The 26,236-nt window shown below is 71.4% G+C and carries 26 protein-coding genes and 2 tRNA genes; 17 read left to right on the top strand and 11 right to left on the bottom strand.

Annotated elements, in window-relative coordinates:
* The first annotated feature begins 9 nt into the window (after positions 1-9).
* Positions 10-690 carry an AIM24 family protein gene (locus ACFYZ3_RS26135; protein WP_003973780.1) on the top strand — a complete coding sequence of 227 codons (681 nt, stop codon included), beginning with the start codon at positions 10-12 and terminating at the stop codon, positions 688-690.
* A gap of 17 nt (positions 691-707) precedes the next feature.
* A complete protein-coding gene (locus ACFYZ3_RS26140) occupies positions 708-1,463 on the top strand; it encodes an AIM24 family protein (protein ID WP_388522323.1) in 756 nt (251 codons plus the stop codon).
* 59 nt (positions 1,464-1,522) lie between these two features.
* On the opposite strand, the gene ACFYZ3_RS26145 is transcribed toward ACFYZ3_RS26140, so the two are convergent.
* Together ACFYZ3_RS26145 and ACFYZ3_RS26150 are read right to left on the bottom strand one after the other, a co-directional pair.
* The gene (locus ACFYZ3_RS26145) at positions 1,523-2,038 is read right to left on the bottom strand and encodes an NUDIX hydrolase (protein ID WP_388522326.1); all 516 of its coding nucleotides are present in this window, start codon (positions 2,036-2,038) and stop codon (positions 1,523-1,525) included.
* The gene (locus ACFYZ3_RS26150; RefSeq protein WP_356856613.1) at positions 2,035-3,498 is read right to left on the bottom strand and encodes a zinc-dependent metalloprotease; all 1,464 of its coding nucleotides are present in this window, start codon (positions 3,496-3,498) and stop codon (positions 2,035-2,037) included. The genes ACFYZ3_RS26145 and ACFYZ3_RS26150 overlap by 4 nt, the downstream gene beginning before the upstream one ends.
* 192 nt (positions 3,499-3,690) lie before the next feature.
* On the opposite strand from ACFYZ3_RS26150, the gene ACFYZ3_RS26155 reads away from it, so the two are divergent.
* The 4 genes from ACFYZ3_RS26155 (at position 3,691) to ACFYZ3_RS26170 (ending at position 6,841) form a co-directional block, all read left to right on the top strand.
* The gene (locus ACFYZ3_RS26155) at positions 3,691-4,812 is read left to right on the top strand and encodes an SDR family oxidoreductase (protein WP_030400681.1); all 1,122 of its coding nucleotides are present in this window, start codon (positions 3,691-3,693) and stop codon (positions 4,810-4,812) included.
* A gap of 110 nt (positions 4,813-4,922) precedes the next feature.
* Complete coding sequence (locus ACFYZ3_RS26160; protein ID WP_388522329.1) at positions 4,923-5,381, top strand: molybdenum cofactor biosynthesis protein MoaE; 459 nt, start codon at positions 4,923-4,925, stop codon at positions 5,379-5,381.
* A gap of 115 nt (positions 5,382-5,496) precedes the next feature.
* Positions 5,497-5,661 carry a hypothetical protein gene (locus tag ACFYZ3_RS26165; RefSeq protein WP_003973774.1) on the top strand — a complete coding sequence of 55 codons (165 nt, stop codon included), beginning with the start codon at positions 5,497-5,499 and terminating at the stop codon, positions 5,659-5,661.
* An 85-nt stretch (positions 5,662-5,746) separates the two neighbouring features.
* Complete coding sequence (locus ACFYZ3_RS26170; protein ID WP_388522333.1) at positions 5,747-6,841, top strand: PDZ domain-containing protein; 1,095 nt, start codon at positions 5,747-5,749, stop codon at positions 6,839-6,841.
* A gap of 54 nt (positions 6,842-6,895) precedes the next feature.
* Here ACFYZ3_RS26170 and ACFYZ3_RS26175 read toward each other — a convergent pair whose 3' ends face one another.
* Positions 6,896-7,438 (bottom strand): PPA1309 family protein, encoded by a 543-nt coding sequence (locus ACFYZ3_RS26175; protein WP_361004101.1) that lies wholly within the window; start codon positions 7,436-7,438, stop codon positions 6,896-6,898.
* Between the two features lie 164 nt (positions 7,439-7,602).
* Here ACFYZ3_RS26175 and ACFYZ3_RS26180 point away from each other — a divergent pair, with 164 nt between their 5' ends.
* The 3 genes from ACFYZ3_RS26180 to ACFYZ3_RS26190 all read left to right on the top strand — a co-directional run bounded on the left by ACFYZ3_RS26180 (position 7,603) and on the right by ACFYZ3_RS26190 (position 12,809).
* Positions 7,603-10,605: a UPF0182 family protein gene (locus ACFYZ3_RS26180; RefSeq protein WP_388522786.1), complete on the top strand. Its 3,003-nt coding sequence runs from the start codon at positions 7,603-7,605 to the stop codon at positions 10,603-10,605.
* A 78-nt stretch (positions 10,606-10,683) separates the two neighbouring features.
* A tRNA-Met gene (locus tag ACFYZ3_RS26185) sits at positions 10,684-10,757 on the top strand.
* 240 nt (positions 10,758-10,997) lie between these two features.
* On the top strand, positions 10,998-12,809 hold the full coding sequence (locus tag ACFYZ3_RS26190; protein WP_388522336.1) for a sel1 repeat family protein: 1,812 nt from the start codon (positions 10,998-11,000) through the stop codon (positions 12,807-12,809).
* A 234-nt stretch (positions 12,810-13,043) separates the two neighbouring features.
* Here ACFYZ3_RS26190 and ACFYZ3_RS26195 read toward each other — a convergent pair.
* From ACFYZ3_RS26195 to hisN, 4 genes are all read right to left on the bottom strand, one after another.
* A tRNA-Met gene (locus tag ACFYZ3_RS26195) sits at positions 13,044-13,117 on the bottom strand.
* A gap of 50 nt (positions 13,118-13,167) precedes the next feature.
* Positions 13,168-13,584, bottom strand: coding sequence for a Fur family transcriptional regulator (locus ACFYZ3_RS26200; protein ID WP_003973766.1), 417 nt, complete (start codon positions 13,582-13,584; stop codon positions 13,168-13,170).
* A 164-nt stretch (positions 13,585-13,748) separates the two neighbouring features.
* Complete coding sequence (locus tag ACFYZ3_RS26205) at positions 13,749-14,156, bottom strand: cyclic nucleotide-binding/CBS domain-containing protein (RefSeq protein WP_388522339.1); 408 nt, start codon at positions 14,154-14,156, stop codon at positions 13,749-13,751.
* 132 nt (positions 14,157-14,288) lie between these two features.
* A complete protein-coding gene (hisN, locus tag ACFYZ3_RS26210) occupies positions 14,289-15,089 on the bottom strand; it encodes a histidinol-phosphatase (RefSeq protein ID WP_388522341.1) in 801 nt (266 codons plus the stop codon).
* 157 nt (positions 15,090-15,246) lie between these two features.
* Between hisN and ACFYZ3_RS26215 the strand changes: the two genes are divergently transcribed.
* Positions 15,247-15,858: a TetR/AcrR family transcriptional regulator gene (locus tag ACFYZ3_RS26215; protein WP_388522344.1), complete on the top strand. Its 612-nt coding sequence runs from the start codon at positions 15,247-15,249 to the stop codon at positions 15,856-15,858.
* Positions 15,859-15,882: 24 nt separating this feature from the next.
* Here the strand turns inward: ACFYZ3_RS26215 and ACFYZ3_RS26220 are convergent, their stop codons facing one another.
* The 4 genes from ACFYZ3_RS26220 to ACFYZ3_RS26235 all read right to left on the bottom strand — a co-directional run bounded on the left by ACFYZ3_RS26220 (position 15,883) and on the right by ACFYZ3_RS26235 (position 19,582).
* Positions 15,883-16,206: a multidrug efflux SMR transporter gene (locus ACFYZ3_RS26220; protein ID WP_003973762.1), complete on the bottom strand. Its 324-nt coding sequence runs from the start codon at positions 16,204-16,206 to the stop codon at positions 15,883-15,885.
* A gap of 187 nt (positions 16,207-16,393) precedes the next feature.
* Entirely contained in the window at positions 16,394-17,407 is a 1,014-nt protein-coding gene (rsgA, locus tag ACFYZ3_RS26225; protein WP_388522347.1) for a ribosome small subunit-dependent GTPase A, read from the bottom strand.
* 12 nt (positions 17,408-17,419) lie between these two features.
* Complete coding sequence (gene aroA, locus ACFYZ3_RS26230; protein WP_361004120.1) at positions 17,420-18,736, bottom strand: 3-phosphoshikimate 1-carboxyvinyltransferase; 1,317 nt, start codon at positions 18,734-18,736, stop codon at positions 17,420-17,422.
* A 123-nt stretch (positions 18,737-18,859) separates the two neighbouring features.
* On the bottom strand, positions 18,860-19,582 hold the full coding sequence (locus tag ACFYZ3_RS26235; protein WP_388522351.1) for a M50 family metallopeptidase: 723 nt from the start codon (positions 19,580-19,582) through the stop codon (positions 18,860-18,862).
* A 50-nt stretch (positions 19,583-19,632) separates the two neighbouring features.
* Here ACFYZ3_RS26235 and ACFYZ3_RS26240 point away from each other — a divergent pair, with 50 nt between their 5' ends.
* The 7 genes from ACFYZ3_RS26240 to ACFYZ3_RS26270 all read left to right on the top strand — a co-directional run bounded on the left by ACFYZ3_RS26240 (position 19,633) and on the right by ACFYZ3_RS26270 (position 26,195).
* Positions 19,633-20,448, top strand: a complete 816-nt coding sequence (locus ACFYZ3_RS26240) for an SOS response-associated peptidase (RefSeq protein WP_388522354.1) — start codon at positions 19,633-19,635, stop codon at positions 20,446-20,448.
* A gap of 22 nt (positions 20,449-20,470) precedes the next feature.
* Positions 20,471-21,106 carry an alpha/beta family hydrolase gene (locus ACFYZ3_RS26245; protein WP_388522357.1) on the top strand — a complete coding sequence of 212 codons (636 nt, stop codon included), beginning with the start codon at positions 20,471-20,473 and terminating at the stop codon, positions 21,104-21,106.
* Positions 21,107-21,384: 278 nt separating this feature from the next.
* On the top strand, positions 21,385-22,068 hold the full coding sequence (gene sigR / locus ACFYZ3_RS26250) for an RNA polymerase sigma factor SigR (protein ID WP_234955406.1): 684 nt from the start codon (positions 21,385-21,387) through the stop codon (positions 22,066-22,068).
* Positions 22,065-22,379: a mycothiol system anti-sigma-R factor gene (gene rsrA / locus ACFYZ3_RS26255; protein WP_388522361.1), complete on the top strand. Its 315-nt coding sequence runs from the start codon at positions 22,065-22,067 to the stop codon at positions 22,377-22,379. The genes sigR and rsrA overlap by 4 nt, the downstream gene beginning before the upstream one ends.
* 127 nt (positions 22,380-22,506) lie before the next feature.
* Positions 22,507-23,838: an HD-GYP domain-containing protein gene (locus ACFYZ3_RS26260; protein WP_388522364.1), complete on the top strand. Its 1,332-nt coding sequence runs from the start codon at positions 22,507-22,509 to the stop codon at positions 23,836-23,838.
* Positions 23,835-25,100, top strand: coding sequence for an HD-GYP domain-containing protein (locus ACFYZ3_RS26265; RefSeq protein WP_388522366.1), 1,266 nt, complete (start codon positions 23,835-23,837; stop codon positions 25,098-25,100). Before ACFYZ3_RS26260 ends, ACFYZ3_RS26265 begins: the two co-directional genes overlap by 4 nt.
* 114 nt (positions 25,101-25,214) lie before the next feature.
* Positions 25,215-26,195, top strand: coding sequence for a tetratricopeptide repeat protein (locus ACFYZ3_RS26270; RefSeq protein WP_388522368.1), 981 nt, complete (start codon positions 25,215-25,217; stop codon positions 26,193-26,195).
* Positions 26,196-26,236 lie beyond the last annotated feature (41 nt).

Below are 26,236 nucleotides of genomic sequence, written 5' to 3' on the forward strand. Positions count from 1 at the left end.
GAGCCCGACATGAACCAGCCGCTCGCGGGCTACGCTCCCGCACCCGCCGGCGCCCGCATGGAGAACCACGGCAACCACATGCTGAAGGTCGCCATGCAGACCGGAAACGACCTCCTCGCGCGCGTGGGCTCGATGACCGCCTACGAGGGCTTCGTCCAGTACGAGCCGAACCCGCCGGCCGTCCGCCAGATCGCCAAGGACTGGATGACCGGGGAGGGCGCGCCCCTGATGAAGTGCTCCGGCGACGGGCTGCTCTACCTCGCCGACTACGGTGCCAACGTCGTCGTGATCAACCTCAACGGCGACGGGATCTCCGTCAACGCCACCAACCTGCTCGCCTTCGACGCGCACCTGACGTGGGGCGTGGAGCGGGTCAAGGGCCTGGCGAAGTTCGCCGGGCAGGGCCTGTGGAACACGAAGATCTCCGGGCAGGGCTGGGTCGCGCTCACCTCCCGCGGCAAGCCGATCGTGGTCGACTGCGGCGGCGGCGAGGACGAGACCTACGTCGACCCCGACGCGCTCGTGGCCTGGTCCCCGAACCTCAAGGTGAAGGGCAAGCGCAGCTTCAAGGCGCAGTCGCTGATCGGCCGCGGCAGCGGCGAGGCCTTCCAGATGGCCTTCTCCGGTCAGGGCATCGTCGTCGTCCAGCCCAGCGAGGACAGCACCGACCGCCTCCGGGTCCGGGGCTGAGGGGGAGCCAGAACATCATGCAGAGCCCGATTTTCGCCTACAACGACCAGCAGACCCAGGAAGCCTGGAGCCTGCAGAACAAGCACATGCTCCGTGTCGCCCTGACGGGCCACGACGACGTGCTCGCCCGCAAGGGCACGATGGTCGCCTACCAGGGGCTCGTCGAGTTCGACGCCGAGTACCAGAGCAACAACCAGTCGCGCGCGCGTGCGCACACCGGCGAGGGACTGGACCTGATGCGCTGCCACGGGCAGGGCACGGTCTACTTCTCCAACCTCGCCCAGTGCGTGCACGTGGTGGACGTCGACCAGGACGGCCTCACCGTCGACAGCAGCTACGTGCTCGCGATGGACTCGAACCTGCACCACGAGGTCATCGCGGTGGACAGCCTCTACGGCATCTCCGGCTCGGGGAAGTACCAGCTCAACATCACCGGCCGGGGCAAGGTCGCCCTGATGACCTCGGGCTCGCCGCTGTTCATGCAGGTGACACCCGACAAGTACGTCAACTGCGACGCCGACGCGATCGTCGCCTGGTCCACCGGTCTGCGCGTGCAGATGCAGGCCCAGACGCACTCCTCCGGGGTGTGGCGGCGCCGCGGGAACACCGGCGAGGGCTGGGAGCTGAGCTTCATGGGCAGCGGCTTCGCGCTCGTCCAGCCCAGCGAGCTGCTGCCGCCGCAGAACGCCCAGGTCGGGCAGGGACTCGCCGCGCAGTACGGCATGGGGCAGCACGGGGCCCGCGGTCAGAACCAGGGCAACGTCTGGAGCTGAGCCGCCCGGCAGCCACTGTCCGGTAAGGGGTGATCGCCAAGGCGGTCACCCCTTACCGGTCACAGGCGGGCGCGGGTCGCCTCCAGCAGGCGTACGACCGAGTCGTCGGCCACGTCCGCGACCTCGGCGTAGGGGAACCAGCGCAGGTCGAGCGACTCGTCGCTGATCGCCTCCACGGCCCCCTCGGGAGCCAGGGCCGCGTACTGCACGTCCAGGTGCCAGGCGCAGGGCGTGTGGTGGCGGTCCAGCCGCACGGGACCGCCCGGAAGCAGCGTCAGCCCGGCGATGCCCGACTCCTCCGTGCCCTCGCGCAGGGCCGCCCGGGCCAGCGTCTCGTCGACCGGTTCGCAGTGACCGCCCATCTGCAGCCACATGCGCAACTTCTTGTGCAGGGTGAGCAGGACCCGCTCGCGCGACGGATCGATCACCAAGGCGCTCGCCGTGACGTGTCCGTCGGCGCACGCCTTCCACATCCCGTCCGGGTGCGTCGCGAGATGGTCCAGGTAGACCTGTCGCAGCTCGTCCTGGCCCTCGTACGCCTTCAGGACCAGGACCGCGTCGTCGTGGAGGCTCACTCGCCGTCGTCGCCCTTGGGCTTGTCCTGGTCGTCGGACCGGTTCTCGCCCCGGTCGCCCTCGTCCTTCTTCTTCAGGTCGGGCTTGCCCGCCGCCTCGCCGAGCATCTTGTCCAGCTCGGAGAAGTCGAGCTGCTCACGGTGCACGAAGCCGTCCGGGTCGTCCAGGTCGGTCGCGGTCGGCAGCATGTCCGGGTGGGCCCACAGCCCGTCCCGGCCGTCGACACCGTGCGCGTCCGTCAGGGACGCCCACAGGCGGGAGGCGTCGCGCAGCCGGCGCGGGCGCAGCTCGAGACCGATCAGCGTCGCGAACGTCTGCTCGGCGGGACCGCCCGAGGCGCGACGGCGGCGCAGCGTCTCGCGCAGCGCGTCGGCGGAGGACAGGCGCGGCTTCGCGGCGGTGTGCACCACCGCGTCCACCCAGCCCTCGACGAGCGCGAGAGCGGTCTCCAGCCGGGCCAGGGCCGCCTTCTGCTCCGGAGTGTCCTCCGGCTGGAACATGCCCTGCTGGAGAGCCTCCTGCAACTGCTCCGGGTTCTGCGGGTCGAACTGGCCGACCACGTCCTCCAGCTTGGCCGTGTCGACCTTGATCCCACGGGCGTAGCCGTCGACGGCGCCGAAAAGGTGCGAGCGCAGCCACGGCACGTGCGCGAAGAGGCGCTGGTGGGCGGCCTCGCGCAGCGCCAGATACAGCCGCACCTCCTCCTGGGGCACGCCGAGGTCCTTGCCGAACGACTCGATGTTCGCCGGCAGCAGCGCGGCCTTGCCCGCCGGGCCGAGCGGCAGACCCACGTCGGTCGAGCCGACGACCTCGCCGGCGAGCACGCCGACGGCCTGCCCGATCTGCGTGCCGAACATGGCGCCGCCCATGGACCGCATCATGCCGATCAGCGGGCCGGCCATGGCCTGCATCTCCTCCGGCAGCACGTCGCCCATGGCGTTGCCGACGCGCTCGGCGACCGGGTCGACCAGCTCGCGCCAGGCGGGCAGGGTCGCCTCGACCCACTCCGCGCGGCTCCACGCCACGGCGGTACCCGCGCCGGACGGCAGGGCCGTCGCGTCGTCCAGCCACAGGTCGGCCAGGCGCACCGCCTCCTGGACGGCATTGCGCTCGGCGGGACCGACGCTGGCGTCCTTGCGGCCGTCCGGCGTGCCCTGGGAGACCGTCTGGCGGGCGATCTGCTTGGCCATGTCCCAGTTCACCGGGCCGCCCTCGTAGGAGAGCATCTGGCCCAGCTGCTGGAACGCGGCGCCCAGGTCGTTGGGGTTCATGGAACCGAACATGGCAGCGAACGGGTTGTCCGCGCCGGGGCCGCCCAGGCCTCCGGCTCCGGACATCCCGAAACCGAACGGGTTGGCCGGTCCCTGACCACCGCCGCTCTGCTGGTCCTTCTTCTTGCCCTCGTCGCCGTCGTCCGGCTCCTCCGGCGGAAGGCCGAATCCGAATGGGGTGTCACTCACGGGGTTCCTCGGCTGGTAGGGCCGCCGGTTCTTTCCGGCGGCACGGCTGCCCGACTTCACCACCCAGCGTAGACACCCGAAGCCGATCGGGCCTCGGTGCTTCGCCGACTGACGGCCTGCGGCAGGATGGATGCCACCTGGTACGCACGCGTCGCTCGCGCTCGTACTGAAGACAACCTCTGGAGACGCCCGGTGAGTTCCCCAGATCCGCAGGTTCGCGCAGCGCGAAACCAGTCAACCAGCTCCGCCCGCCCCGGCGCGCGCGGACCCGTCGTCGCGGTCACCGGTGCCGCGTCCGGGGTGGGGGCGCTGCTCACCGCACGTCTCGCCGCGTCCGACGAGGTCAGACAGGTCGTGGCCATCGACGAGCGGCGCGGCGGGTGCGAGGCGGCCGAGTGGCAGATCCTGGACGTACGGGACCCGGCCATCGCCGAGAAACTGCGTGGTGCGGACGTCGTGGTGCACCTGGCGCTCGACCTCGACCTGGAGACCGACGCGGCCGCCCGTACGGCTTACAACGTCCGGGGGACGCAGACCGTCCTGACCGCCGCCGCGGCGGCCGGCGTGCACCGGGTGGTGCTGTGCACCTCCGCGATGGTCTACGGCGCCCTGCCGGACAACGAGCTGCCGCTGTCCGAGGACGCCGAGCTGCGGGCCACGGCCGAGGCCACGGGCGTCGGAGACCTGCTGGAGATCGAGCGGCTCGCGCGGCGCGCGCCCCGGGCCCACCCCGGCCTGAACGTCACCGTGGTGCGGCCCGCCGTGCTGGTCGGGGGCATGGACACCGCGCTGACCAGGTATTTCGAGTCGCCCCGGCTGCTGGTTGTGGCCGGATCGCGGCCCGCCTGGCAGTTCTGCCACGTTGACGACCTGTGCAGTGCCCTGGAGTACGCCGTCCTGGAGAAGGCCGACGGAGAGCTGGCCGTCGGCTGCGACGGCTGGCTGGAGCAGGAGGAGGTCGAGGAGCTCAGCGGCATCCGGCGCATGGAGCTGCCCTCCGCGGTCGCGCTCGGCGCGGCGGCCCGGCTGCACCGGATCGGCCTGACGCCCTCCCCGGCCGGGGATCTGGCCTACACGATGTATCCCTGGGTCGTCAGCGGCAGCCGCCTGCACGACGCCGGATGGCGCCCCAAGCACACGAACGAGGAGGTCCTGGCGGAGCTGCTCGAGGAGGTCTCGGGTCGGCACACGGTCGCCGGCCGGCGGCTCGGGCGCAAGGACGCGACGGCAGCCGGCGCCGCGGGCGCGACGGTGGCGCTGCTGGGCGCGGCCGCGGTGGTGCGTCGCGCGCGCAAGGCCCGGCGCCGCATCTGAGGAGAATCCCGGGTGGCAGCTGCCTCTGTAGGAGACTCCAACGCCGCACGCGCGCGTGCGGGGCGATCACGCTATTCCACGCCGTCCGCGGCGTGGGGCACGATGGGCGTATGGCAACCACGAACGACCACCCCGGTGAACGGGCCGCAGCGGACCCCGTCAAGCTGATCGGCATCCGCGAGACGCCCCTGACCGTGGACGAGGTCTTCCGCGCGGTCGGGGACGAGGCGTCGGGAGGCACCGCCCTGTTCGTGGGGACCGTGCGCAACCACGACGGCGGCACCGACGTCGACCGGCTCGGGTACTCGTGCCACCCGAGCGCCGAGGCGGAGATGCGCCGGATCGCCGAGAAGGTCGTCGCGGAGTACCCCGTACGGGCGCTGGCGGCACTGCACCGTGTGGGTGACCTGGAGGTCGGGGACCTCGCGGTGGTCGTCGCCGTGTCCTGCCCGCACCGGGGCGAGGCCTTCGACGCCTGCCGGAAACTCATCGACGACCTCAAGCACGAGGTGCCCATCTGGAAGCACCAGACGTTCTCCGACGGCACCGAGGAGTGGGTGGGCGCGTAGGTCCGTGACCGTACCTCCGGTTGCGTAACCCGCCCCCCGGCGTGAGCGTTGTCACTGCGAATGGTTAATCTGCTGATCAGTCAGTCGCGGACGCTCATGGGGTTGGGAGGTCGGCATGGGAGCGCTTGCCTGGTTGCTGATTCCACTGGTGGCCGCTGTCGGTGCGGGCCTGTGGGGAAGCTGGGCCAACCGGACCCGCAGGGCACGGAGCGACGGCCCCGAGCTGGACGGCTACGCCCGGTTCCGTGAGGCCATGGAGAAGCCCCGCACGGGTGCCTGACGGCCGCCCGACGGTCGTCAGGCGGTCCGTCCGGCGCCGACCGCCCTGACGGTGTTCCGACAGCCGCGTCCCGTACTGTCGTGCCATGCCACGCCGCACCGCGACGATGCTCGCCTCCACCCTGATGCTGATCGCGCTCCTGTGCGCGGGTGTTTTCATCCCCGTGCCGTACTCGGAGATGTCACCCGGGCCGACGGTGAACACCCTCGGGGACCACGACGGCGAGCCGGTGCTCCAGATCTCCGGTCACAAGACCTACGAGGCGAGCGGTCATCTGAACATGACCACCGTCCGCGTCACCAGCGCCGAGTACCGGATGAACCTCGTGGAGGCCGTCTACGGCTGGCTGGCGCACGACAACAGCGTGGTGCCGCACGAGACCCTCTACCCGGACGGCAAGACCGAGGAAGAGGCCACCCAGGAGAACGCGGAGGAGTTCAGCCAGTCCCAGGAGAGCGCGAAGGTCGCCGCCCTGAAGGCGCTGGACATCCCGGTGAAGTCCTGGGTGGTCGTCTCCACCGTCGTCAAGGACTCCCCGTCGCAGGGCCGACTGCACGCCGGTGACGTGATCAAGGCCGTGGACGGCACGACCGTCAAGAAGCCCGCGGACGTCGCCGAACTGGTGACCAAGCACGAGCCGGGCGAGGACGCCGTCTTCACGATCGTGCCCGCCAAGGAGCAGGCCGCCGCGGAGAAGGAGGGCCGGACGCCGACGAAGACGCAGCAGGTCACGATCACCACCGAGACCTCCGACGACGCGGGCGAGAAGCGGGCCGTCGTCGGGATCTCCGCCGGAACCGACCACACGTTCCCGTTCGAGATCGACATCAAGCTGGCCGACGTCGGCGGCCCGAGCGCCGGTCTGATGTTCGCCCTCGGCATCTACGACAAGCTCACCCCCGGTGATCTCACCGGCGGCAAGTTCGTCGCCGGCACCGGGACGATCGACGACAACGGCAAGGTCGGCCCGATCGGCGGCATCGGCATGAAGACCATCGGCGCGCACGACAAGGGCGCCCAGTACTTCCTGACGCCCGCGGACAACTGCGCGGCGGCCGCCGAGGACACCCCCGACGGGCTCACCCTCGTGAAGGTCGACACCATCGACGACGCCCTCGGCGCGCTCAAGGACATCCGTTCCGGGAAGACCGCCGACCTGCCGAAGTGCACGGAGGGGTAGCCCCGCGGCCCCCGCACAGCCGTCCTGCGTCCGGCGGGACTACTCCCGGCGGGACTACTCCTCGAAGGTCGCCGTCAGCGCCGCGGCCAGACCCGGCACCAGGTCGGAACCCGTGAGGACCTCCGTGGCCGCGTCCTTCTCCCGCAGCCGCAGGGCCGAGTCACGACTGCCGTCACGCAGGACCGCGACCGTCATGCGGACCTCCTGACGGTCCGGGTGCTCCGCCACCCACTGCGCGAGCTTCTTCTCGTTGAGGCCCGAAGGCACCTGGGCCTCGGCCGAGGGCGGCAGCATCAGGCGCTCCACGGCGAGCGCGCAGCCGACCACGGCGTCGGGCCAGGCGATGGTGCCCAGGAACTCGTCGAGCGCCTGGTCCGTTGGAATTTCGTCCTGCTCGATCGGGGTGAGGCCGGAGGTCTCCGGCTCCTCCTGCAGACCGAGCCGGTCCGCGAGCGAGGGCTGGTCGGCCCGCAGCCGGGCGGTGTCGACAAGTGCAAAGAGGCGTGCGGGCTGGTCCCAGCCGAGGCCGGAGACGTACTCGTCGATCTCGAGTACGGCCCGGGTGAGGGGGCTCGCTGCCATGGGGGTGTTGGACATGGTCACAATCCTGCCTCGTTCATGGCCGGAATCGGGAACCGAGTAAACGATGAGTAAGTTGCATAAGTGTGGGCCCGCGATCACGGGGGCGCACGGGGGGCCCGCGAACCCGAGGGCCTGACGGATCAACAGCGAACTTCGAGGTGCGCACCTTGGCTTTCCAGATGCCGGACCGCGGCGGAGGCCCCCCGACGGGGCCGCGGATCAGAGTGGGCCGCCCGTCCCGGCGTGTCCGAACCCTGCTGCTGACACTTGGTGTCCTGGCCGTGCTTGCCATGGCGTTCACCATGTTCGCGGGATTCTGGACGGACTGGCTCTGGTACAGGTCGGTCCACTACTCGTCGGTGTTCACGACGACCCTGTGGACCAAGATCGGGCTCTTCTTCGTCTTCGGCCTGCTGATGGCGCTCGCCGTCGGGTTCAACATCTGGTTGGCCCACCGCCTGCGCCCGCCGCTGAGCGCCATGTCGATGGAGCAGCAGAACCTCGACCGGTACCGGATGGGCATCGCCCCTTACAAGAAGTGGCTGCTGCTCGGCATCACCGCCCTGGTCGGCCTGATCGCCGGCGCCTCGGCGTCCGGCCAGTGGCGGACCTGGCTGATGTGGGTCAACGGCGTGCCCTTCGGGCAGAAGGACCCCCAGTTCAAACTGGACGTCTCCTTCTACGCCTTCGACCTGCCCTGGTACCGGTTCCTGCTCGGCTTCGGCTTCGCAGCCGTGATCATCTCGGTGATCGCCGCCGCGCTCACCCACTACCTGTACGGCGGACTCCGCGTCACCAGCCCGGGCGCGCGCGCCACGGCCGCGGCCACCGGGCACCTCTCGGTGCTCATCGGAGTCTTCGTCGCTCTCAAGGCGGTCGCCTACTGGCTCGACCGGTACGGCCTCGCGGTGAAGTCCAGCGACTTCAAGGCGACCGACAACTGGACGGGCCTCAGGTACGTCGACGCCAACGCCTACCTGCCGGCCAAGACGATCCTGTTCTGCATCGCGGTCATCTGCGCCCTGCTGTTCTTCGCCACCCTGTGGCGGCGCACCTGGCAGCTGCCCGTGATCGGCTTCGGCCTGATGGTGCTGTCCGCGATCCTCATCGGCGGCCTGTACCCGGCGCTGGTCCAGAAGTTCCAGGTCCAGCCGAACGAGCAGGCCAAGGAGGCGCCGTACGTCGAGAAGAACCTCGCGGCCACGCGCGACGCGTACGGCATCGAGGGCACCCAGGTCGCCGAGTACCCGGGCAAGAGCGAGACCAAGGACAAGACCAAGCTCCGTGACGACGCGGACGCCGCGGCCTCCGTCCGGATCATGGACCCGAACATCATCTCGCCGACGTTCCAGCAGCTCCAGCAGATGCGTAACTACTACGCGTTCCCGACCAACCTGGACGTCGACCGCTACGCCAAGGACGGCAAGGACCAGGACACGGTCATCGGCCTGCGCGAGCTGAACCTGGCGGGCATCCCGAAGAAGAACTGGATCAACAACCACTTCCGCTACACCCACGGCTACGGCGTGGTCGCGGCGAAGGGCACCCAGGTCGACTCCGAGGGACGCCCGGTCTTCACCGAGTCCAACCTGCCGTCCGAGGGCGACCTCGGAAAGTACGAGCAGCGGATCTACTACGGCGAGAAGACCACCACCTACTCGATCGTCGGCGGTCCCCAGAAGGAGATCGACTACTCCGACGACACCGGGGAGAAGACGTTCAGCTACAAGGGCGACGGCGGCGTCGACCTGTCCAACCCGATCAACCGGGCGGCGTACGCGGCCGCGTTCAGCGAGCCGCAGATCCTCTACTCCGGCGCGATCGGCGAGGGTTCCCGGATCCTTTACAACCGCACGCCCAAGGAGCGCGTCGAGGCGGTCGCGCCGTGGCTGACCATCGACGGCGACGCCTATCCGGCGGTGGTGGACGGCCGTATCCAGTGGATCGTCGACGCCTACACGACGACGAACGGCTATCCGTACGCCTCCCGTACCACGCTCGGCGACACCACCGCGGACTCGCTCACCGCCAACAACAACTCGCGCGCGGTGGTGGCCCAGCAGAACCAGGTCAACTACATCCGCAACTCCGTGAAAGCGACCGTCGACGCGTACAGCGGTGACGTGAAGCTGTACGAGTGGGACACCAAGGACCCGGTCCTGAAGACCTGGAAGAAGGCGTTCCCGGGCACGGTGCAGGACAAGAGTGAGATCTCCAAGGAGCTGATGGCGCACCTGCGCTATCCGCAGGACCTGTTCAAGGTCCAGCGCGAGCTGCTCACGCGCTACCACGTGAAGGACGCCAACACGTTCCTGAGCGGCAGCGAGGTCTGGCAGGTCCCGGACGACCCGACCAACAAGTCGGGCGACGCGGTGCCGCCGTACTACCTGAGCATGAAGATGCCCGACCAGAAGGCCCAGGCGTTCTCGCTGACGACGACGTTCACACCCAACGGGCGTGACAACCTCAGCGCGTTCATGGCGGTCGACGCCGAGGCGGGTACCAGTGACTACGGCAAGATCAGAATTCTGAAACTGCCGACGAGCACGACCGTCGACGGACCCAAACAGGTACAGAGCCAGTTCAACTCCGAACAGGACATCGCCGAGTCCATCAGGCTGCTGAGAGGCGGCGACTCGGAGGTGGAGTACGGCAACCTGCTGACGGTGCCGCTGGACGGCGGACTGCTGTACGTCGAGCCCGTCTACGTGCGCGGTGGCGACCTCAAGTACCCGTTGCTGCGCAAGGTCCTGGTGAGCTACGGGGGCAACACCGCCTTCGAGAACACGCTCGACGCGGCCCTCAACAAGGTCTTCGGAGCGCAGGCCGCCGAGACCGAGCAGCCACCGGACGAGGGCGACGACACGACCGAGCCGCCGCCGACGTCCACCAACCCCACGGTCCGGGAAGCGCTGAGCGATGCGCAGAAGGCCTTCGACGCCGGGCAGAAGGCCCTGGAGCAGAAGGACTTGGCCGCGTACGCCGAGGCGCAGAAGGACCTCGAGGAGGCACTCCAGCGGGCCGAGGACGCACAGGCCAAGGCCGACCAGGGAGCCGGCGGCAAGAACGGCGACGACAAGAACGCCGGTGACAAGAACAGTGGGGACAAGGCCGGGGACGACAAGGCCGGTCCGGACGCGACACCCACCGGCGATGCCGGTGGCGGAGCGGACACCGGCTGACCGTCCGGTCGTGTCGGGCCGGTTGTTCCAGCTGGTCAAAGCCCATCCCGCGCCGTGCTAGGGTTGTGAACACAACGGCGCGGGGTGGAGCAGCTCGGTAGCTCGCTGGGCTCATAACCCAGAGGTCGCAGGTTCAAATCCTGTCCCCGCTACTGAAGTCGCGAGCTGTGTGCAAGCGACCACGAAGGCCCGGATTCCCACAAGGAATCCGGGCCTTCGTGATGTGCGAACGCATGTACCGGTGAACGCGACGGCCGCGCCGCCAGGGGGAGTTGGGCCGATCTGTGTTTGACTTGTCTCCCTGTGGGCATGTCGACAAAACGCTGAAGTGACCTCACTGACTGCGGTATACCGGATGTACCGAGGTTGCGGGTGGTGCGACGATGAACGTTATGGGGGACATGGCAAATCTGTTCGGGACAGGGCGTTTTGCGCAGCCGTCCGGTCAGGATGAGGCCGCGGACGAGGCTCAGGAAGCCGCCGACGAGGCCGCCGAGGAAGTGCGTCTGCGACTCGCCGTGGACGGTGGTGACGTCGAGGCGATGAGCGTGCTCGGCGCGATGCTGCTGCGCCGTGGCGACTTCGACGGAGCCGAGTCGCACCTGCGTGCCGCCACCGCGGCCGGCGACCGGGCCGCCGCCAACAATCTGGGCGTCCTGCTGCACCAGCGCGGATACGCCGACGAGGCCGCCGGCTGGTGGCGCATCGCCGCCGTCGCCGGATCCGCCGCCGCCGCGCACGCGCTCGGCCGGCACTTCCGCGAACGCGGAGACGAGCCCGCCGCCGAGTACTGGCTGTGCCAGTCCGCGGAACAGGGGCACGTACTGGGCGCCTACGCGCTCGCCGACCTGCTCGAGCACCGCGGCGACGACACCGGGTCCGAGCGGTGGATGCGGGCCGCGGCCGAGCGCGGGCACCGGGAAGCGGCGTACCGGCTGGCGCGGAGGCTGGACCGGCGGGCCGGGCAGGACGGCGACGACAAGGCCGCCGCACGCGCGGCCGACGAGGCCGAGCAGTGGTACCGGCAGGCCGCCGCACGCGGTCACCGGCGGGGCGCGCTGCACCTGGGGACGATCCTGGAGAAGCGCGGCGAGCTCAAGGAGGCGGGCCGCTGGTACCTCACGTCCGCCAAGGACGGCGAGGCCCGCGCCGCCTGCGCGCTCGGCTTCCTGCTGCGGGACGCCGGGGACACCGAGAGCGCCGCCGTGTGGTGGCTGCGCGCCGCCCAGGACGGCGACGGCAACGCCGCCAACGCCCTGGGCGCGCTGCACGCCGAGCGCGGTGAGACCCAGACCGCGGAGCGCTGGTACCGGGCCGCGATGGACGCGGGCGACGACAACGGCGCGTACAACCTAGGGCTGCTCTGCGCCGAGCAGGGGCGCACCACGCAGGCCGAGCAGTGGTACCGCAGGGCCGCGTACGCCGGGCACCGGGAGGCCTCCAACGCGCTGGCCATCCTGCTGCTGCGGGCCGGGGACGAGAGCGGCGCCGAGCCGTGGTTCTCCAAGGCCGCCGAGGCCGGCAGCGTCGACGCCGCCTTCAACCTGGGGATCCTGCACGCCGGTCGGAGCGAGGAGCGGGCGGCGCTGCGCTGGTACGAGCGGGCCGCCGCCGCCGGGCACACCGAGGCTGCGCTCCAGGTCGGGATGGCCCGGCTGCGCGGCGGGGACGAGCGCGAGGCGGAGCGGTTCCTGCGATGTGCGGCCGGGGGCGGCAGCGCGGAGGCCGCGTACCGGCTGGCGACGGTGCTGGACGCGCGTCGGCCACCGGCGCCCGCGCACGAGCTGGGTGAGCCCGCGCAGGACAAGTCCGAGTGCGAGGAGTGGTACGAGCGGGCGGCCTCCCAGGGCCACCGGCGCGCGCAGGTGCGGGTCGGGATGCTCGCCGCGGCACGGGGCGACGTGGTGGAGGCCGCGCGGTGGTACCGCGAGGCGGCCGAGGCCGGGTCCCGCAACGGTGCGTTCAACCTGGGGCTGCTGCTGGCGCGAGAGGGGAGCGAGCCCGAGGCAGTCGTGTGGTGGCGCAGGGCGGCCGACGCCGGGCACGGGCGGGCGGCGCTGCGACTGGCGCTGGTGTGTGCCCGGCGGGGGGAGCTGGCGGAGGGGCAGCGGTGGGCGGACCTGGCGGTGTCGCTGGGGCCGCGGGAGGTGGGGGAGCGGGCGGCCCGGCTGCGGGACGCGTTGCGGCAGGAGCTGTCGGCGTGACGCATGACGCTGCGCTGAGCTTGGGCGCCTTTGAAAGTGGGCGGCACTGAAGTGGGCCGGGGGTGGGGTGCGCAGCCCGGCGTCGGCGGGGTGCCTCCCCCACTCTCGGCTTCGCTCGAGCGGGAGGTACCCCCACCGCCCACCCGTGCCGCCCCAGCGGCACGACTGCCCGCAGCTACGGCTCGGAACGCACCTAGGGCCGGAATCCATTGGATTCCGGCCCTAGGCCTTCAGTAGCGGGGACAGGATTTGAACCTGCGACCTCTGGGTTATGAGCCCAGCGAGCTACCGAGCTGCTCCACCCCGCGTCGATGAATGGAACACTACGTCAACATGGAGAGGAGAGGCAAATCCCTGCTCACGCCGCCGCGCAGTTCGGGCAGGTGCCGCGGTACGTCACCTCGACGTCCGACACCGTGAAGCCGAAGCGCTCCGAGTCGGGGAGGTCGGCCAGCGGGTTGCCGGTCGGGTGCACGTCGCGGATCGCGCCGCACCGTGCGCAGACCAGGTGGTGGTGCGGCCGGTGAGCGTTCGGGTCGTAGCGCTTGGCGCGCTTGTCCGTCGCGACCTCCAGCACCTCGCCGAGCGAGACCAGCTCGCCCAAGGTGTTGTAGACCGTCGCCCGGGAGATCTCGGGGAGCTTGTCCACGGCCCGGGAGTGCACCTCGTCGGCCGTCAGGTGGACGTGTTCGCCGTCGAGGACCTCGGCCACGACGCGCCGCTGCGCGGTCATGCGCCAGCCGCGCCCGCGCAGCCGTTCCAAAAGGTCACTCATACACATCAGCCTAACAGCAAGGGGGACCAGGTCCCGAATGGGTGTGATTTTGGAGTTCTGCTCGACTTAGACACTGTCCATTGTAGGAACCTGGGCGGCATTGGCCAACAGACATGGCTTGTGCGGACCGGCGCACTGCGCGGGCCCGCACCTCGCTCGGTCCGTCAGGCGGTCACCACCGGGGTGTTGTGCGGGGAGCGCGCCGGTGCCCAGCGGCGGATGATGTCGCGCACCGAGACGATCCCGACGGGCTCGCCGCCGTCCAGGACGATGAGGTGGCGGAAACCGCCGTGCGCCATCGCGCCCGCCGCCTCCTCCACGGTCCAGGTCGGGGCGGCGAAGACGACGTCGGTGGTGGTGTGGCCGTGGGTGCGCTCGGTGTCCGGGTCCTGGCCCCGGCCCACGGAGACGAGTACGTCGCGTTCGGTGAGGATCCCGATGCCGCCGGCGTCGGGGTCGTACACCACCGCCGCGCCGACGTGGCGTGCGGACATCAGGGCGGCGGCCTGGCGGAGTGTGTGGGCGGGACCGATGGTGAGGACGACCGTGCTCATGACTTCGCGGACGAGCATGGGTGGAGCCACCTCCTGCCGGTGATCCATGAGTTAGTTCATGGATTCACAAGTTCACAAGTGGGGGAACTCTCAGAGTGGCAGGTAAAGCACGGGTCAACAAGGGGGCGCGGAGGGTGAGTCGGCGGGCGCTCAGTAGCGCTGGTTGAGATATCCGAGCAGCTCGTCGTGGAGCCGGCCGTTCGACGCCGCCGCGTTGCCACTGTGCGGGCCGGGGCGGCCGTCGAGGCCGGTGAAGGCGCCGCCGGCCTCCGTGACGATGATCGCGTTCGCGGCCATGTCCCAGAGGGAGAGCTCCGGTTCGGCGCAGATGTCCACCGAGCCCTCGGCGACCATCATGTACGGCCAGAAGTCGCCGTACGCGCGCGTGCGCCACACCTCGCGGGTCAGGTCGAGGAAGCCGTCGAGGCGGCCCTGCTCCTCCCAGCCGCTCAGCGAGGAGTACGCGAAGGAGGCGTCGGAGAGCGTGGAGACCTGGGAGACGTGGAGCCGGTGGGCGGAGGTCAGGCTGCGGCCGGTGAACGCTCCGTGGTCCTCCACCGCCCACCAGCGGCGGCCGAGGGCGGGCGCCGAGACGAGGCCGACGACCGGCTGGTAGCCGCCCTCCTTCGCCTCCATCAGGGCGATGAGGGTCGCCCAGACGGGGACGCCGCGCACGTAGTTCTTGGTGCCGTCGATCGGGTCGACGACCCAGCGGCGGGGGCCGGTGCCCGTCACGCCGAACTCCTCGCCTTGCACCGAGTCGCGGGGGCGGGCGCGGGCGAGGTGACCGCGGATGAGTTCCTCGGCGGCCTTGTCCGCCTCGCTCACCGGGGTCATGTCCGGCTTCGTCTCGACCTTCAGGTCGAGGGCCTTGAAGCGGTCCATCGTCGCGGCGTCGGCGGCGTCGGCGAGCACGTGGGCGAGGCGGAGGTCGTCGAGGTAATCGGGCATGCCGTCACGCTATCTGTCGCGGGCGGGGCGGGGCTACCAGGGGTTTGGCGGGCGTGGCGGGCACGGCAGGGCGGCGGGAAGGCGGCGCGAGGACCCTTGACAGTGCCCCCGTGCCCGTCAAATCTGGCAGCAAGTCGCTCGGCCGAGGGAGGCGAGGGTGCCTGCAGCCCGGGAGTCCCTGCTCGATGCCGCGTACACGGCGCTGGCCCGCCGGCCGTGGTCCGCCGTGCGCATGGTGGACGTGGCGGCTTCCGCCGGGGTGTCCCGGCAGACCCTCTACAACGAGTTCGGCAGCAAGGAGGGCCTCGCCCGGGCGCTCGTGCGGCGGGAGGCCGACGGCTACCTCGCCGGGGTGGAGCGCGCCCTTGCGGGCCCCAGCGACCCGCGCGAACGTCTCACCGCCACCGCCGAGTGGATGATGTCGGCCGCCCATGACAACGCGCTGGTCCGGGCCATGCTCACCGGGTGCTGGAGCGAGCGGCTGCCCTCGCCGGCCCTGACGGCGGTGCCCTCCTCCTCCGCCGTGCCGGCCCAGCGGCGGGCCGACGGTCCGCTGCCCTCGCCCGGCGACTTCGTGGGCCTCGTCCGCGACCGCGCCGTGGCCGTGCTGGGCGGCGCCGGTCCGCCCCCGCCGCCGGACGCCGCCGAACTGGCCCGCTCCTGCGAACTGGCCGTGCGGCTCGCCCTTTCCTGCGTCGCCGCGCCGCCCGCCGAGGGCGGGGTGGCGGACCTTCTGCGCACCGCCCTGCCGCGCCGGTTGACGGTGTAGCGGCCCGACCGGGCCGGACACCCCCTAGTGCGCCGATCCCGACAGTTGCAGCCCGATCACGCCGATGATGACGAAGCTGATCGAGACGATCTTCAGGGTCGAGACCAGGTCGCCGAGGAAGATCATGCCGTAGATGGCGGTGCCCGCCGCGCCGATACCGGTCCACACCGCGTACGCGGGGCCGACGTCGAGCTTCTTCAGAGACATCGTCAGCAGGCCGAAACTGCCCAGCGCGAAGGCGCAGAAGGCGATGGTGGGCCAGAGCCGGGTGAAGCCGTGCGACAGCTTCAGACAGACGGCGAAGCCGGTTTCGAGCACTCCGGCCACTATGACCAGCAGCCACGCCATGTCTTGTCCTCCCGTGGTCCCTACCGCGACCGCTGTGTCGACGCCGGTCAGTGGCCTCGTACGACAACGACTTCGCACGACAACGACTTCGTACGGCAACGACGTGATCCGGCTTTGCTCAGGCTTGGTTCCGGCTTGGTGCGATTATGCACTTACCGGCTGCACGGCACGCCAAACAACGCGATGGTCAGTCGCCTTCCTTGCGCTCCCGCGTCGACAGCAGCCGGCGCAGCGAGTACAGCCGGGCCGGGTCGGCGTGCCCCTCGGCGACCCAGGCGTCCAGCGCGCAGTCGGGCTCGTCGTGGCTGCACGCCCGCGGACAGCCCTCGGTGCCGGGCACCAGGTCGGGGAAGGCGTTGATCACCCGGGACGGGTCGATGTGCGCCAGCCCGAACGACCGTACGCCCGGGGTGTCGACGACCCAGCCGCCCCCCGCGGAGGACAGCGGCAGGGCGAGGGCCGAGGTCGTGGTGTGCCGGCCGCGGCCCGTCACCGCGTTGACATGACCCGTCACCCGGCGGCGGTCCTCGGGCACCAGGGTGTTGACCAGCGTCGTCTTGCCGACGCCGGAGTGGCCGACGAAGGCCGTGATCTTCCCGTCCAGATGCTCGCGCACCAGGTCGGCGGCGGCGCCGTTCTCCAGCTCCTCCCGGCTGGTGACGACGTACGGGATGTCCAAGGCGCCGTACAGCTCCAGGAGTTCGTCCGGCGGTGCCAGGTCCGACTTGGTCATCACCAGCAGCGGGGTGAGGCCGCCGTCGAACGCCGCCACCAGGCAGCGGTCGATGAGGCGGGGGCGCGGCTCGGGGTCGGCGAGAGCGGTGACGACGGCGAGCTGGTCGGCGTTGGCGACGACCACCCGCTCGTAGGGGTCGTCGTCGTCGGCCGTGCGGCGCAGGACCGAGGTGCGCTCCTCGATACGGACGATGCGCGCGAGCGTGTCCTTCTTGCCGGTGAGGTCGCCGACCAGGGCCACCCGGTCACCGACGATCGCCGCCTTGCGGCCCAGTTCGCGCGCCTTCATCGCCATGACGATCCGGTCGTCGACGAGGCAGGTCAGCCGCCCGCGGTCCACGGTGAGGACCAGGCCCTCGGCGGCGTCCTCGTGCTTGGGCCGGATGTGGGTGCGCGGCCGGTTGCCCTTGCGGTTGGGGCGGGAGCGGATGTCGTCCTCGTCGGTGTGCTTGCCGTAGCGGCGCATGGCGATCCGTCCCTACGCCCCGAGCATCCCGGTCCACAGGTCGGGGAAGTCGGGCAGGGTCTTGGCGGTCGTCGCCACGTTCTCGATCTGCACGCCCTCCACCGCGAGGCCGAGGACCGCGCCGGCGGTGGCCATGCGGTGGTCCTCGTAGGTGTGGAAGACGCCGCCGTGCAGACGGCGCGGGCGGATGTGCAGACCGTCGGCGGTCTCGGTGACGTCACCGCCGAGTTCGTTGATCTCCTTGGTGAGCGCGGCCAGCCGGTCCGTCTCGTGCAGCCGCAGATGGGCCACTCCGCGCAGGGTCGAGGGGGAGTCCGCCAGGGCGGCGACGGCCGCGATCCCCGGGGTCAGCTCGCCGACCTCGCTCAGGTCGACGTCGATGCCGTGGATCGCACCCGATCCGGTGAACACGAGCCCGAAGTCCGTCAGTTCGCAGGAACCACCCATGTCGGTGAAGATCTCGCGCAGCCGGTCGCCGGGCTGGGTGGTGCGGGACGGCCAGTCGGGGATCACCACCTTGCCGCCGGTCACCAGCGCCGCCGCCAGGAACGGCTGCGCGTTCGACAGGTCCGGCTCGATGGTCAGGTCCCGGCCGAGCAGCGCGCCCGGCGTGACCCGCCACACGTTCGGCTCGCCGCCGGACTCGGGGGTGTCGACCTGGGCGCCGACCGCGCGCAGCATGTCGACCGTCATGCGGATGTGCGGCATGGAGGGCAGCGCGGAACCGGTGTGGCGCACCTCGACGCCCTGGTTGAAGCGCGGTCCGGACAGCAACAGGGCGCTGACGAACTGCGAGGACGAGGACGCGTCGATCTCGACCGGGCCGCCCTCCAGGGCCCCGCCGCCGTGCACGGTCAGCGGCAGCGCGCCGCGCCCGTCGTCGTCGACCCGGGCGCCCAGGACGCGCAGCGCGTCGATCACGCCGTGCAGCGGACGCTCGTACGACCGCGGGTCGCCGTCGAAACGGACGGCGCCGTCGGCCAGCGTGGCGACCGGCGGCAGGAAGCGCATGACCGTGCCGGCGTTGCCGACGTCGACCGTGGCCGGGCCGCGCAGACCGGCCGGGATGACCCGCCAGAACTCGCCGGTGCCCTCGGGGCCGACGCCCTCCTCGATCTCGACGCCCATCGTGCGCAGCGCCTCGGCCATCAGCAGGGTGTCGCGGGAGCGCAGCGGGCGGCGCAGCCAGCCGGGCTCGGAGGCGAGGGCGGCCAGCACCAGGGCGCGGTTGGTGACCGACTTGGACCCGGGCACGTGGACGGTCGCGTCGACGGCTCCGCTCGCGTGCGGGGCGGGCCAGAGGGCGGTGTGCGCGGGGTTCACGGTCATGGGGCCCACTTTAATGGCTGAGGACGATCGGAGATCTTGATCAAAAGCGCCGAAACCTGACCGAAAACGCAACAGTGCACTTGCCGTGCATATATGCGGAGCGTGCGGACTCCACCCGGCGTCTCACAGCTCCAGCAGCCAGCGCGCCCCGCCGATCAGCGAGCACAGCGACACCGCGTGGAAGAGGAAGAACCACACTGCCGCCGGCGCGTGCGTCAACCGTGCCAGCTGGTCGGCGTCCGAGTCGCCCGCACCGCCCCGGGACCGCTTGGCCTGGAGCTCGAAGGCCGGGCGCACCCCGCCGAGCAGCAGGAACCACACCGCCGCGTACGCGAACGCCGCCTGCACCTGGGGCCCGGCCAGCCACGACACCAGGACGAACGTGGCGCCGGTGACCACCACCGTCAGTACCCCGTACGCGTTGCGGACCATCACCAGCAGGGCCACGAGCAGGGCCGTCGCCAGCCACAGCAGCAGGGTGATGCGCCCCGCGGCCAGCAGCGCGGCGCCGCCGAGGCCGAGCAGCGGGGGAGCGGTGTAACCGGCGACCGCGGTGAGGATCATGCCGACACCGTGCGGCTTGCCCCGGCTCACCGTCAGACCGCTGGTGTCCGAGTGCAGGGTGATCCCGGTCAGGGTGCGGCCGGTCAGCAGGGCCACCAGGCCGTGGCCGCCCTCGTGGGCGATGGTGATCGCGTTGCGCGCTATCCGCCAGGACCCGCGCGTCGCGACGACGGCGAGCGCGGCCACCAGGGTCGCGACCACCACCCACAGGTCGGGATCGGGCTGGGTGCCGGAGACCTCGTCCCACAGGGAGGTGAGCGAGGCCGTCGCGAGGTGGTCCATGTTCGGTGAGGGCTCCTCGTTCGTGCGCGGGGTCTGGCAGTGTGGCACGTATGTGCGGACGGTATGCGGCGAGTCGTCGACCCGAGGATCTCGCGGGAATCTTTGACATCGAGAAGTGGGAGCCCAAGGAGAGCTTGGAACCCGACTACAACGTGGCCCCCACCAAGGAGGTCTACGCCGTCCTGGACCGTCCCCTGAAAGACGTCGAGGACCCGAAGCCGGTTCGCCAGCTGCGGAAGCTGAAGTGGGGCCTCGTCCCCTCCTGGTCCAAGACGCCCGAGGGCGGCGCCCGGATGATCAACGCCCGCGCGGAGACCGTCCACGAGAAGCCCTCCTACCGCCGTGCCTTCAGCACCCGGCGCTGCATCCTGCCCGCCGACGGCTACTACGAGTGGGTCACCGGCACACAGGAGCGGGACCTGGAGGTCGAGGGGCGCAAGAAGCGGCCGCGCAAGCAGCCGTACTTCGTGACCCCCGCCGACGGCTCCGTGTTCGCCATGGCCGGGCTCTACGAGTTCTGGCGGGACAAGACGCTCCCCGACGACCACCCGCAGGCCTGGTGGGTGACGTGCTCGGTGATCACCACCGAGGCGGAGGCCGAGCCGCTGGCGGTCGCCCCGGCCGACGGCCCGCACGCGCTGGCCGACATCCACCCCCGGATGCCCCTGATGCTGACGCCCGACCGCTGGGACGACTGGCTCGACCCGGCGCGCACCGACCCCGACGAGCTGACCTCCCTGCTGGCGCCCCCGCCCCCCGGGCTGATGCGGGCCTTCCCCGTCTCCACGGCCGTGAGCAACGTCCGCAACAACGGACCGGAGCTGCTCAAGGAGCTGGAGGCACCGGAAGAGGGCACACTCTTCTGACGTGACGGATGCGACAGAGGTTGTGACAGAGACGGTCGAGACGGATGCGGGCCCCGCCCGCATCACCTGGCACCGGGCGAAGCGGCCCCGGCTCGTCCTCGCCGTGAGCCACGGCGCCGGCGGCGGCATCGAGGCGCGTGACCTGAAGGCGCTGGCGGCCGCACTGCCCGCCCACGGGGTGAGCGTCGCCCTCGTCGAGCAGCCCTGGCGGGTGGCGGGCAGGAAGCTGGCGCCCGCGCCGAAGACCCTGGACACCGGCTGGCGGGGCCTCTGGCCCGCGCTCGCCGCGCCCGGCCTGCCGGTGATCTCGGGCGGCCGCAGCGCCGGAGCCCGCGTCGCCTGCCGCACCGCCGGTGAACTGGGTGCCCACGCCGTCCTCGCCCTCAGCTTCCCGCTGCACCCGCCGGGCAGGCCGGAGAAGTCCCGCGCCGACGAACTGCTCGGGGCCGGGGTGCCCACCCTCGTCGTCCAGGGCGGCAACGACCCCTTCGGCAGGCCGCCGGAGTTCCCCGAGGCGCCCGAGGGGACCTACGACCTGATCGAGGTGCCGTACGGCGACCACGGCTTCGCCGTGCCCAAACGGGCGGAGATCAGGCAGGAGGAGGCGCTGGAGCTGATCACCGACGGTGTCCTGAAGTGGACCGGCTCACTCGGCTGAACGCGCGGGAATGACCGGGAGGCGGCGACTGTTGTGCGGGTCGTACGTTGCTGAGAATCAGCACCGACGCCGTACGAGAGGAAGTCCGCCGCATGGGTTCAGCCTTCTGCCCGAGTCGCAGCAGCCGCGCCGACCTGGACTGGACCGTGCTGCACGCTGCCAAGACCGCCCCTGTTCGGGCGGCGGGCGGACCGGATCGGCACGCGTCCCCGACCGCAGGTCGTCTATCCTCCGATTCGAGTGAGACCGCTCTCGGTTTCACGACAACACTGGAGGAGGTGGGTCCGGTCACTGGGACCGACGCAGGGACCGAACACGGCCAGGCGGAGCAGCCCGAGGGCCGGGGTACGAGCGCGGAGTCGACCGCGGAGCGCAGTGCGCGCTTCGAGCGGGACGCGCTGGAGTTCCTCGACCAGATGTACTCGGCCGCGCTGCGCATGACACGTAATCCGGCCGACGCCGAGGACCTGGTGCAGGAGACCTACGCCAAGGCGTACGCGTCCTTCCACCAGTTCCGCGAGGGCACCAACCTCAAGGCGTGGCTGTACCGCATCCTCACCAACACCTTCATCAACTCGTACCGCAAGAAGCAGCGCGAACCCCAGCGCAGCGCGGCCGAGGAGATCGAGGACTGGCAGCTCGCCCGTGCCGAGTCGCACATGTCGACGGGTCTGCGCTCCGCGGAGTCGCAGGCGCTCGACCACCTGCCCGACTCGGACGTGAAGCAGGCGCTCCAGGCGATCCCCGAGGAATTCCGTATCGCCGTGTATCTGGCGGACGTCGAGGGCTTTGCCTACAAGGAGATCGCGGACATCATGGGGACACCCATCGGTACGGTGATGTCCCGGCTGCACCGTGGACGCCGTCAGCTGCGCGGCATGCTGGAGGACTACGCCCGCGACCGCGGTCTGGTCCCCGCCGGCGCCGGAGAGTCGAACGAAGCGAAAGGCTCGGGGTCATGAGCTGCGGAGAGCCGCACGAGACGGATTGCAGCGAAATCCTCGATCATCTCTACGAGTTTCTCGACAAAGAGATGCCCGACTCGGACTGCGTGAAGTTCGAGCACCACTTCGAGGAGTGCTCGCCCTGCCTGGAGAAGTACGGGCTGGAGCAGGCCGTGAAGAAGCTGGTCAAGCGGTGCTGCGGACAGGACGACGTGCCGGGTGACCTGCGGGCCAAGGTCATGGGACGGCTGGACCTGATCCGGTCCGGGCAGTCCGTGCCCGAACACGACGTCGCGGCCGCACCGTCGTCGGCTCCGCAGGAGTCCTGAGCCGGCCCGAGCGTCCCGACTCGTTCAGAAGTCACTCGTACGTGCTAATCCGCGGGTTATCTGCCCGCGGCCTCCCCGCTGCGCCCTAGGCTCCGGAGCCTGACAGGCGTGGCCGGGGGAGGGGCTCATGGACGCGGTACCGGCGCGGGCACGCGTGTACGTGGCCGTCGTCGCCCTCACCGCGCTGCTCTGCCTGCGGCCGCTGCCCGCGGTGCACGCGCCCTGGTGGGCGGTGCTGCTCCTGGCGGGGCTGTACGCGGGGTCCGAACTGGTCGCGCGGTCCCGCTTCGTCGGGACCTGCTACCCCGTCCTGCTCGCCGGCGCCTTCCTGCTGCCGCCGCCCGCCGCCGCGTTCGTGGCGCTGCCGGGAGCCCTGCTGTCCCCGGTACCGCGCCGCCCCTTCGGTCTGCGGCGCGTGTGGCGGGCCGCGCAGCTGACCCTCGCCGTGTGGGCGGCGGCCTGTGTCCACTGGCGGCTCGGGGGCCGGGACGCGGTCGTCGAGCCCGCCTTCCCGTACGCCCTCGTGCCGGCCGGGGCGGCCGTACTCGCCTTCTGCCTGGTCCTCACCGTGCTGGACGGCGGGATCCTCACCCTCGCCGACCACGTGCCGCCGAGCCGGGCCTGGCGGGGACTGCTCTCCCGGTCGCTCGCGCCGATCGCCGTGCACGGGCTCGCCGGGCTGATGATGGCCGTCCTGTGGCGCAGCCCGTACGGTCCGGTGGCCGCGCTGCTCGTGCTGCTGCCGATGTGCGTCGCGTGGTGGGCCTTCGCCCAGTACCACCGTGAGCGGGCCGCGCACCAGGCGACCATCCGCGCCCTGGTGCAGGCCGTCGACATCAAGGACGGCTACACGCGCGGCCACAGCGAACGCGTCGGCCAGGCCTCCATGATGATCGCCCGCGAGCTGGGCATGGACGACGAGCGCGTCGAGACCCTCCGCTTCGCCGGGATCCTGCACGACGTGGGCAAGCTCGGCGTGCCCACCCGGCTGCTGCGCAAGGACGGTCCGCTGACGCCCGAGGAGCGGCGGGTGATCGAACTGCACCCCGAGTACGGGCACGAGATGGTGCGCGGCATCCGCTTCCTGGGGGAGGCCCGCGCCGCCGTCCTCCACCACCACGAACGGCTGGACGGCAGCGGCTATCCCTACGGGCTGGCCGGCGACCGGATCCCCGAGTCCGCCCGGGTGGTGGCCGTCGCCGACGCCTTCGACGCGATGACGTCCACGCGCTCCTACAGCAGGGCCCGGCCCGTCGCGACGGCGCTGGCGGAGCTCCAGCGGTGTGCCGGTGGACAGTTCGACCCGCGGATGGTGCGGGCACTGGTCCGGGCCCTCGGCCGCCACGGCTGGCGCCCGTCCGTGACGGCGGACGGCCCGCTCGCCCTCCCCGCCGGAGCCGGACCGGCACCGGGCCGGGGCGAGGGCGCGCGGGACAGCGTCGGCAGGGGAGCGCCATGACGCCCTCGCAGCCGTCGGTCCAGTCCCCGCCGCCGGCGGCCGTTCTCCTCGTACCCGGCTGTGCCGGGCTCCTCGCGCTCGGATGTCTCGCCACCGTGCTGGGGTCCGGCCCCGCACAGCGGCCCGTCGCCCTGGCCTTCGGCGGGCTGGTCGTCCTCGGCGAGCTGACCCGCCGGACCGGTGCCGAGGCCCGGGAGGCCGCCCCGCTCGGAGCCGCGGGCGCGCTGGCGTACGCGCTGCTCGGAGACGTCGCCGGGCAGCCCGCGCACCACGGTGTGGCCCAGACCGTCACCGTCGTGCTCGCCGCCTCGCTGCTCGGCAGCGTGCCCTACGTCGCGCGCGGCAGCGGACCCGTCCTCGACCACCTGGCGCGGCGCGTGCTCACCGTCGGTTTCGCCGCCGTGTGCTTCCGGCCGCTGTCCAACCAGGGCGTCCTCGACGACTGGAGCGGCCCCGCCTACGCGCTGCTGCTGCTCGGGCTGCTCGCCCTGACCACGCTGTGCGACGCGGTGCTCGCCGCGGCGCCCGCGCACGCGCGCACCGGCTGGCCCTTCGGGCCACTGCTGCGCGAAGAGCTGCGCGGCATGGTCGGGATCACCTCCGCGGTGTGCGCGACCGGCGCGGTGATGGCGCTCGCGGTCGGCGTCGCGGGGCTGTGGGCGCTGCCCGTCTTCTCGGTCCCCCTGCTGCTCGCCCAGCTGTCCTACCGTCGGTACGCGGCCGTCCGGGCCACCTACCGGCAGACCATCGCCTCCCTGGCCCGCGCCACCGAGATCGCCGGATACACCCCGGCCGGGCACGCCCGCCGCGTCGCCGGACTCGGGGTGGCCGTCGGCCGGGACCTGGGGCTGTCGGGGGCCGAGCTGACCGTGCTGGAGTACGCGGCCCTCATGCACGACATCGGCCAGCTGAGCCTGGTCGATCCGGTCCCGTCGGGTGCCACCGCCGGCCTGCCCGTCACCGAACAGCGGCGGATCGCGCTGCTCGGCGGAGCCGTCGTCCGCCAGACCGGCGTCGACGCGGCGGTCGCGGTGGTGGTGGAGCGGCAGGCCGATCCCTGCCGGGAGCAGCCGGTCGCCGCGCGGATCGTACGCGTCGTGAACGCCTACGAGGAGAAGGCGCGGGACGCGGGTCCCGGCGGCGCCTTGACGGCGCTGGAGGAGCTGCGCCTGGCCACCGCGGGCGACTACTCTCCCGAGGTGGTGGAAGCCCTGGCCCGGGTCCTTTCCCGAGGCAGCCTTACCGAGCCCGCGGCTGGGTAACCCATGGGTAATGAGCGCCTCTACAGCCGTACGTGGTTTGATGCCCAGGAGAGGGTGTCCGGGGGCGCGAAAAGGCACAGCCAGCCCACAGAACGGAACTGGCAGGCGGGAATCGTGAGGATCTTCGGCAAGGCACGGCACCGGCCCTCCGCCTCTTGGCGGCAGGCCACCGACCGCGCGTTCACGCTGATCGGCGACGGTCGCTACGAGGACGCGGGCGCGCTGCTGACGCGGGCGGCCGACCTGGAGCCCTGGCTGTCGGAGTCCTGGTTCAACCTGGCGCTGCTGCACAAGTTCCGGCACGACTGGGAGCAGGCGAGGGCCGCCGGTCTGCGCGCCGTCGCACTGCTCGACCGGGACATCGGCGCCCCCGACTGGTGGAACGTCGGCATCGCCGCGACCGCCCTGCAGGACTGGCCGCTGGCCCGTCGCGCCTGGCAGGCCTACGGGCTGCGCACCCCGGGGGGTGCCACGGACGCGGGTGAGCCGCTCGGCATGGACCTCGGCAGCGCGGCCGTACGGCTGTCCCCGGAGGGCGAGGCCGAGGTGGTGTGGGGGCGGCGGCTCGACCCCGCCCGCGTCGAGGTGCTGTCCATCCCGCTGCCGTCCTCGGGGCGGCGCTGGGGCGAGGTCGTCCTGCACGACGGTGTACCGCACGGGGAGCGGACGACCTCGGCCGGGCACTCCTACCCCGTCTTCGACGAGATCGAGCTGTGGGCTCCCTCACCGGTGCCCACCTGGGTGGTCCTCCTGGAGGCCGCCACCGAGTCCGACCGCGACGCCCTGGAGCAGCTGGCCGCCGACGCCGGGTTCGCCGCCGAGGACTGGTCGTCCTCCGTCCGGCTGCTGTGCCGGATGTGCTCGGAGTCCCGGATGCCGTCCGACGAGGGCGAGGGCGAGCACCTCGATCCGCACGACCACAGCGAACCGGGACACCCCGGGCCCCTGGGGCACCGCACCGACGGGCAGCTGTGGGTGCCGGAGCGGGAGTGCGGGGTGGCCGCGCCGGCGGGGCTGGTGAAGGGGTTGCTGGACGGGTGGGTGGCCGACAGTCCGGACTCGCGTGACTGGCGGGACCTGGAAGAGGTCTGCTGAGGTTTTCTTTCGAGTGCGGCTGCGTCGTGGCTGGTCGCGCC

It is taken from the genome of Streptomyces sp. NPDC001599, assembly GCF_042893535.1.
Lineage (GTDB): Bacteria > Actinomycetota > Actinomycetes > Streptomycetales > Streptomycetaceae > Streptomyces.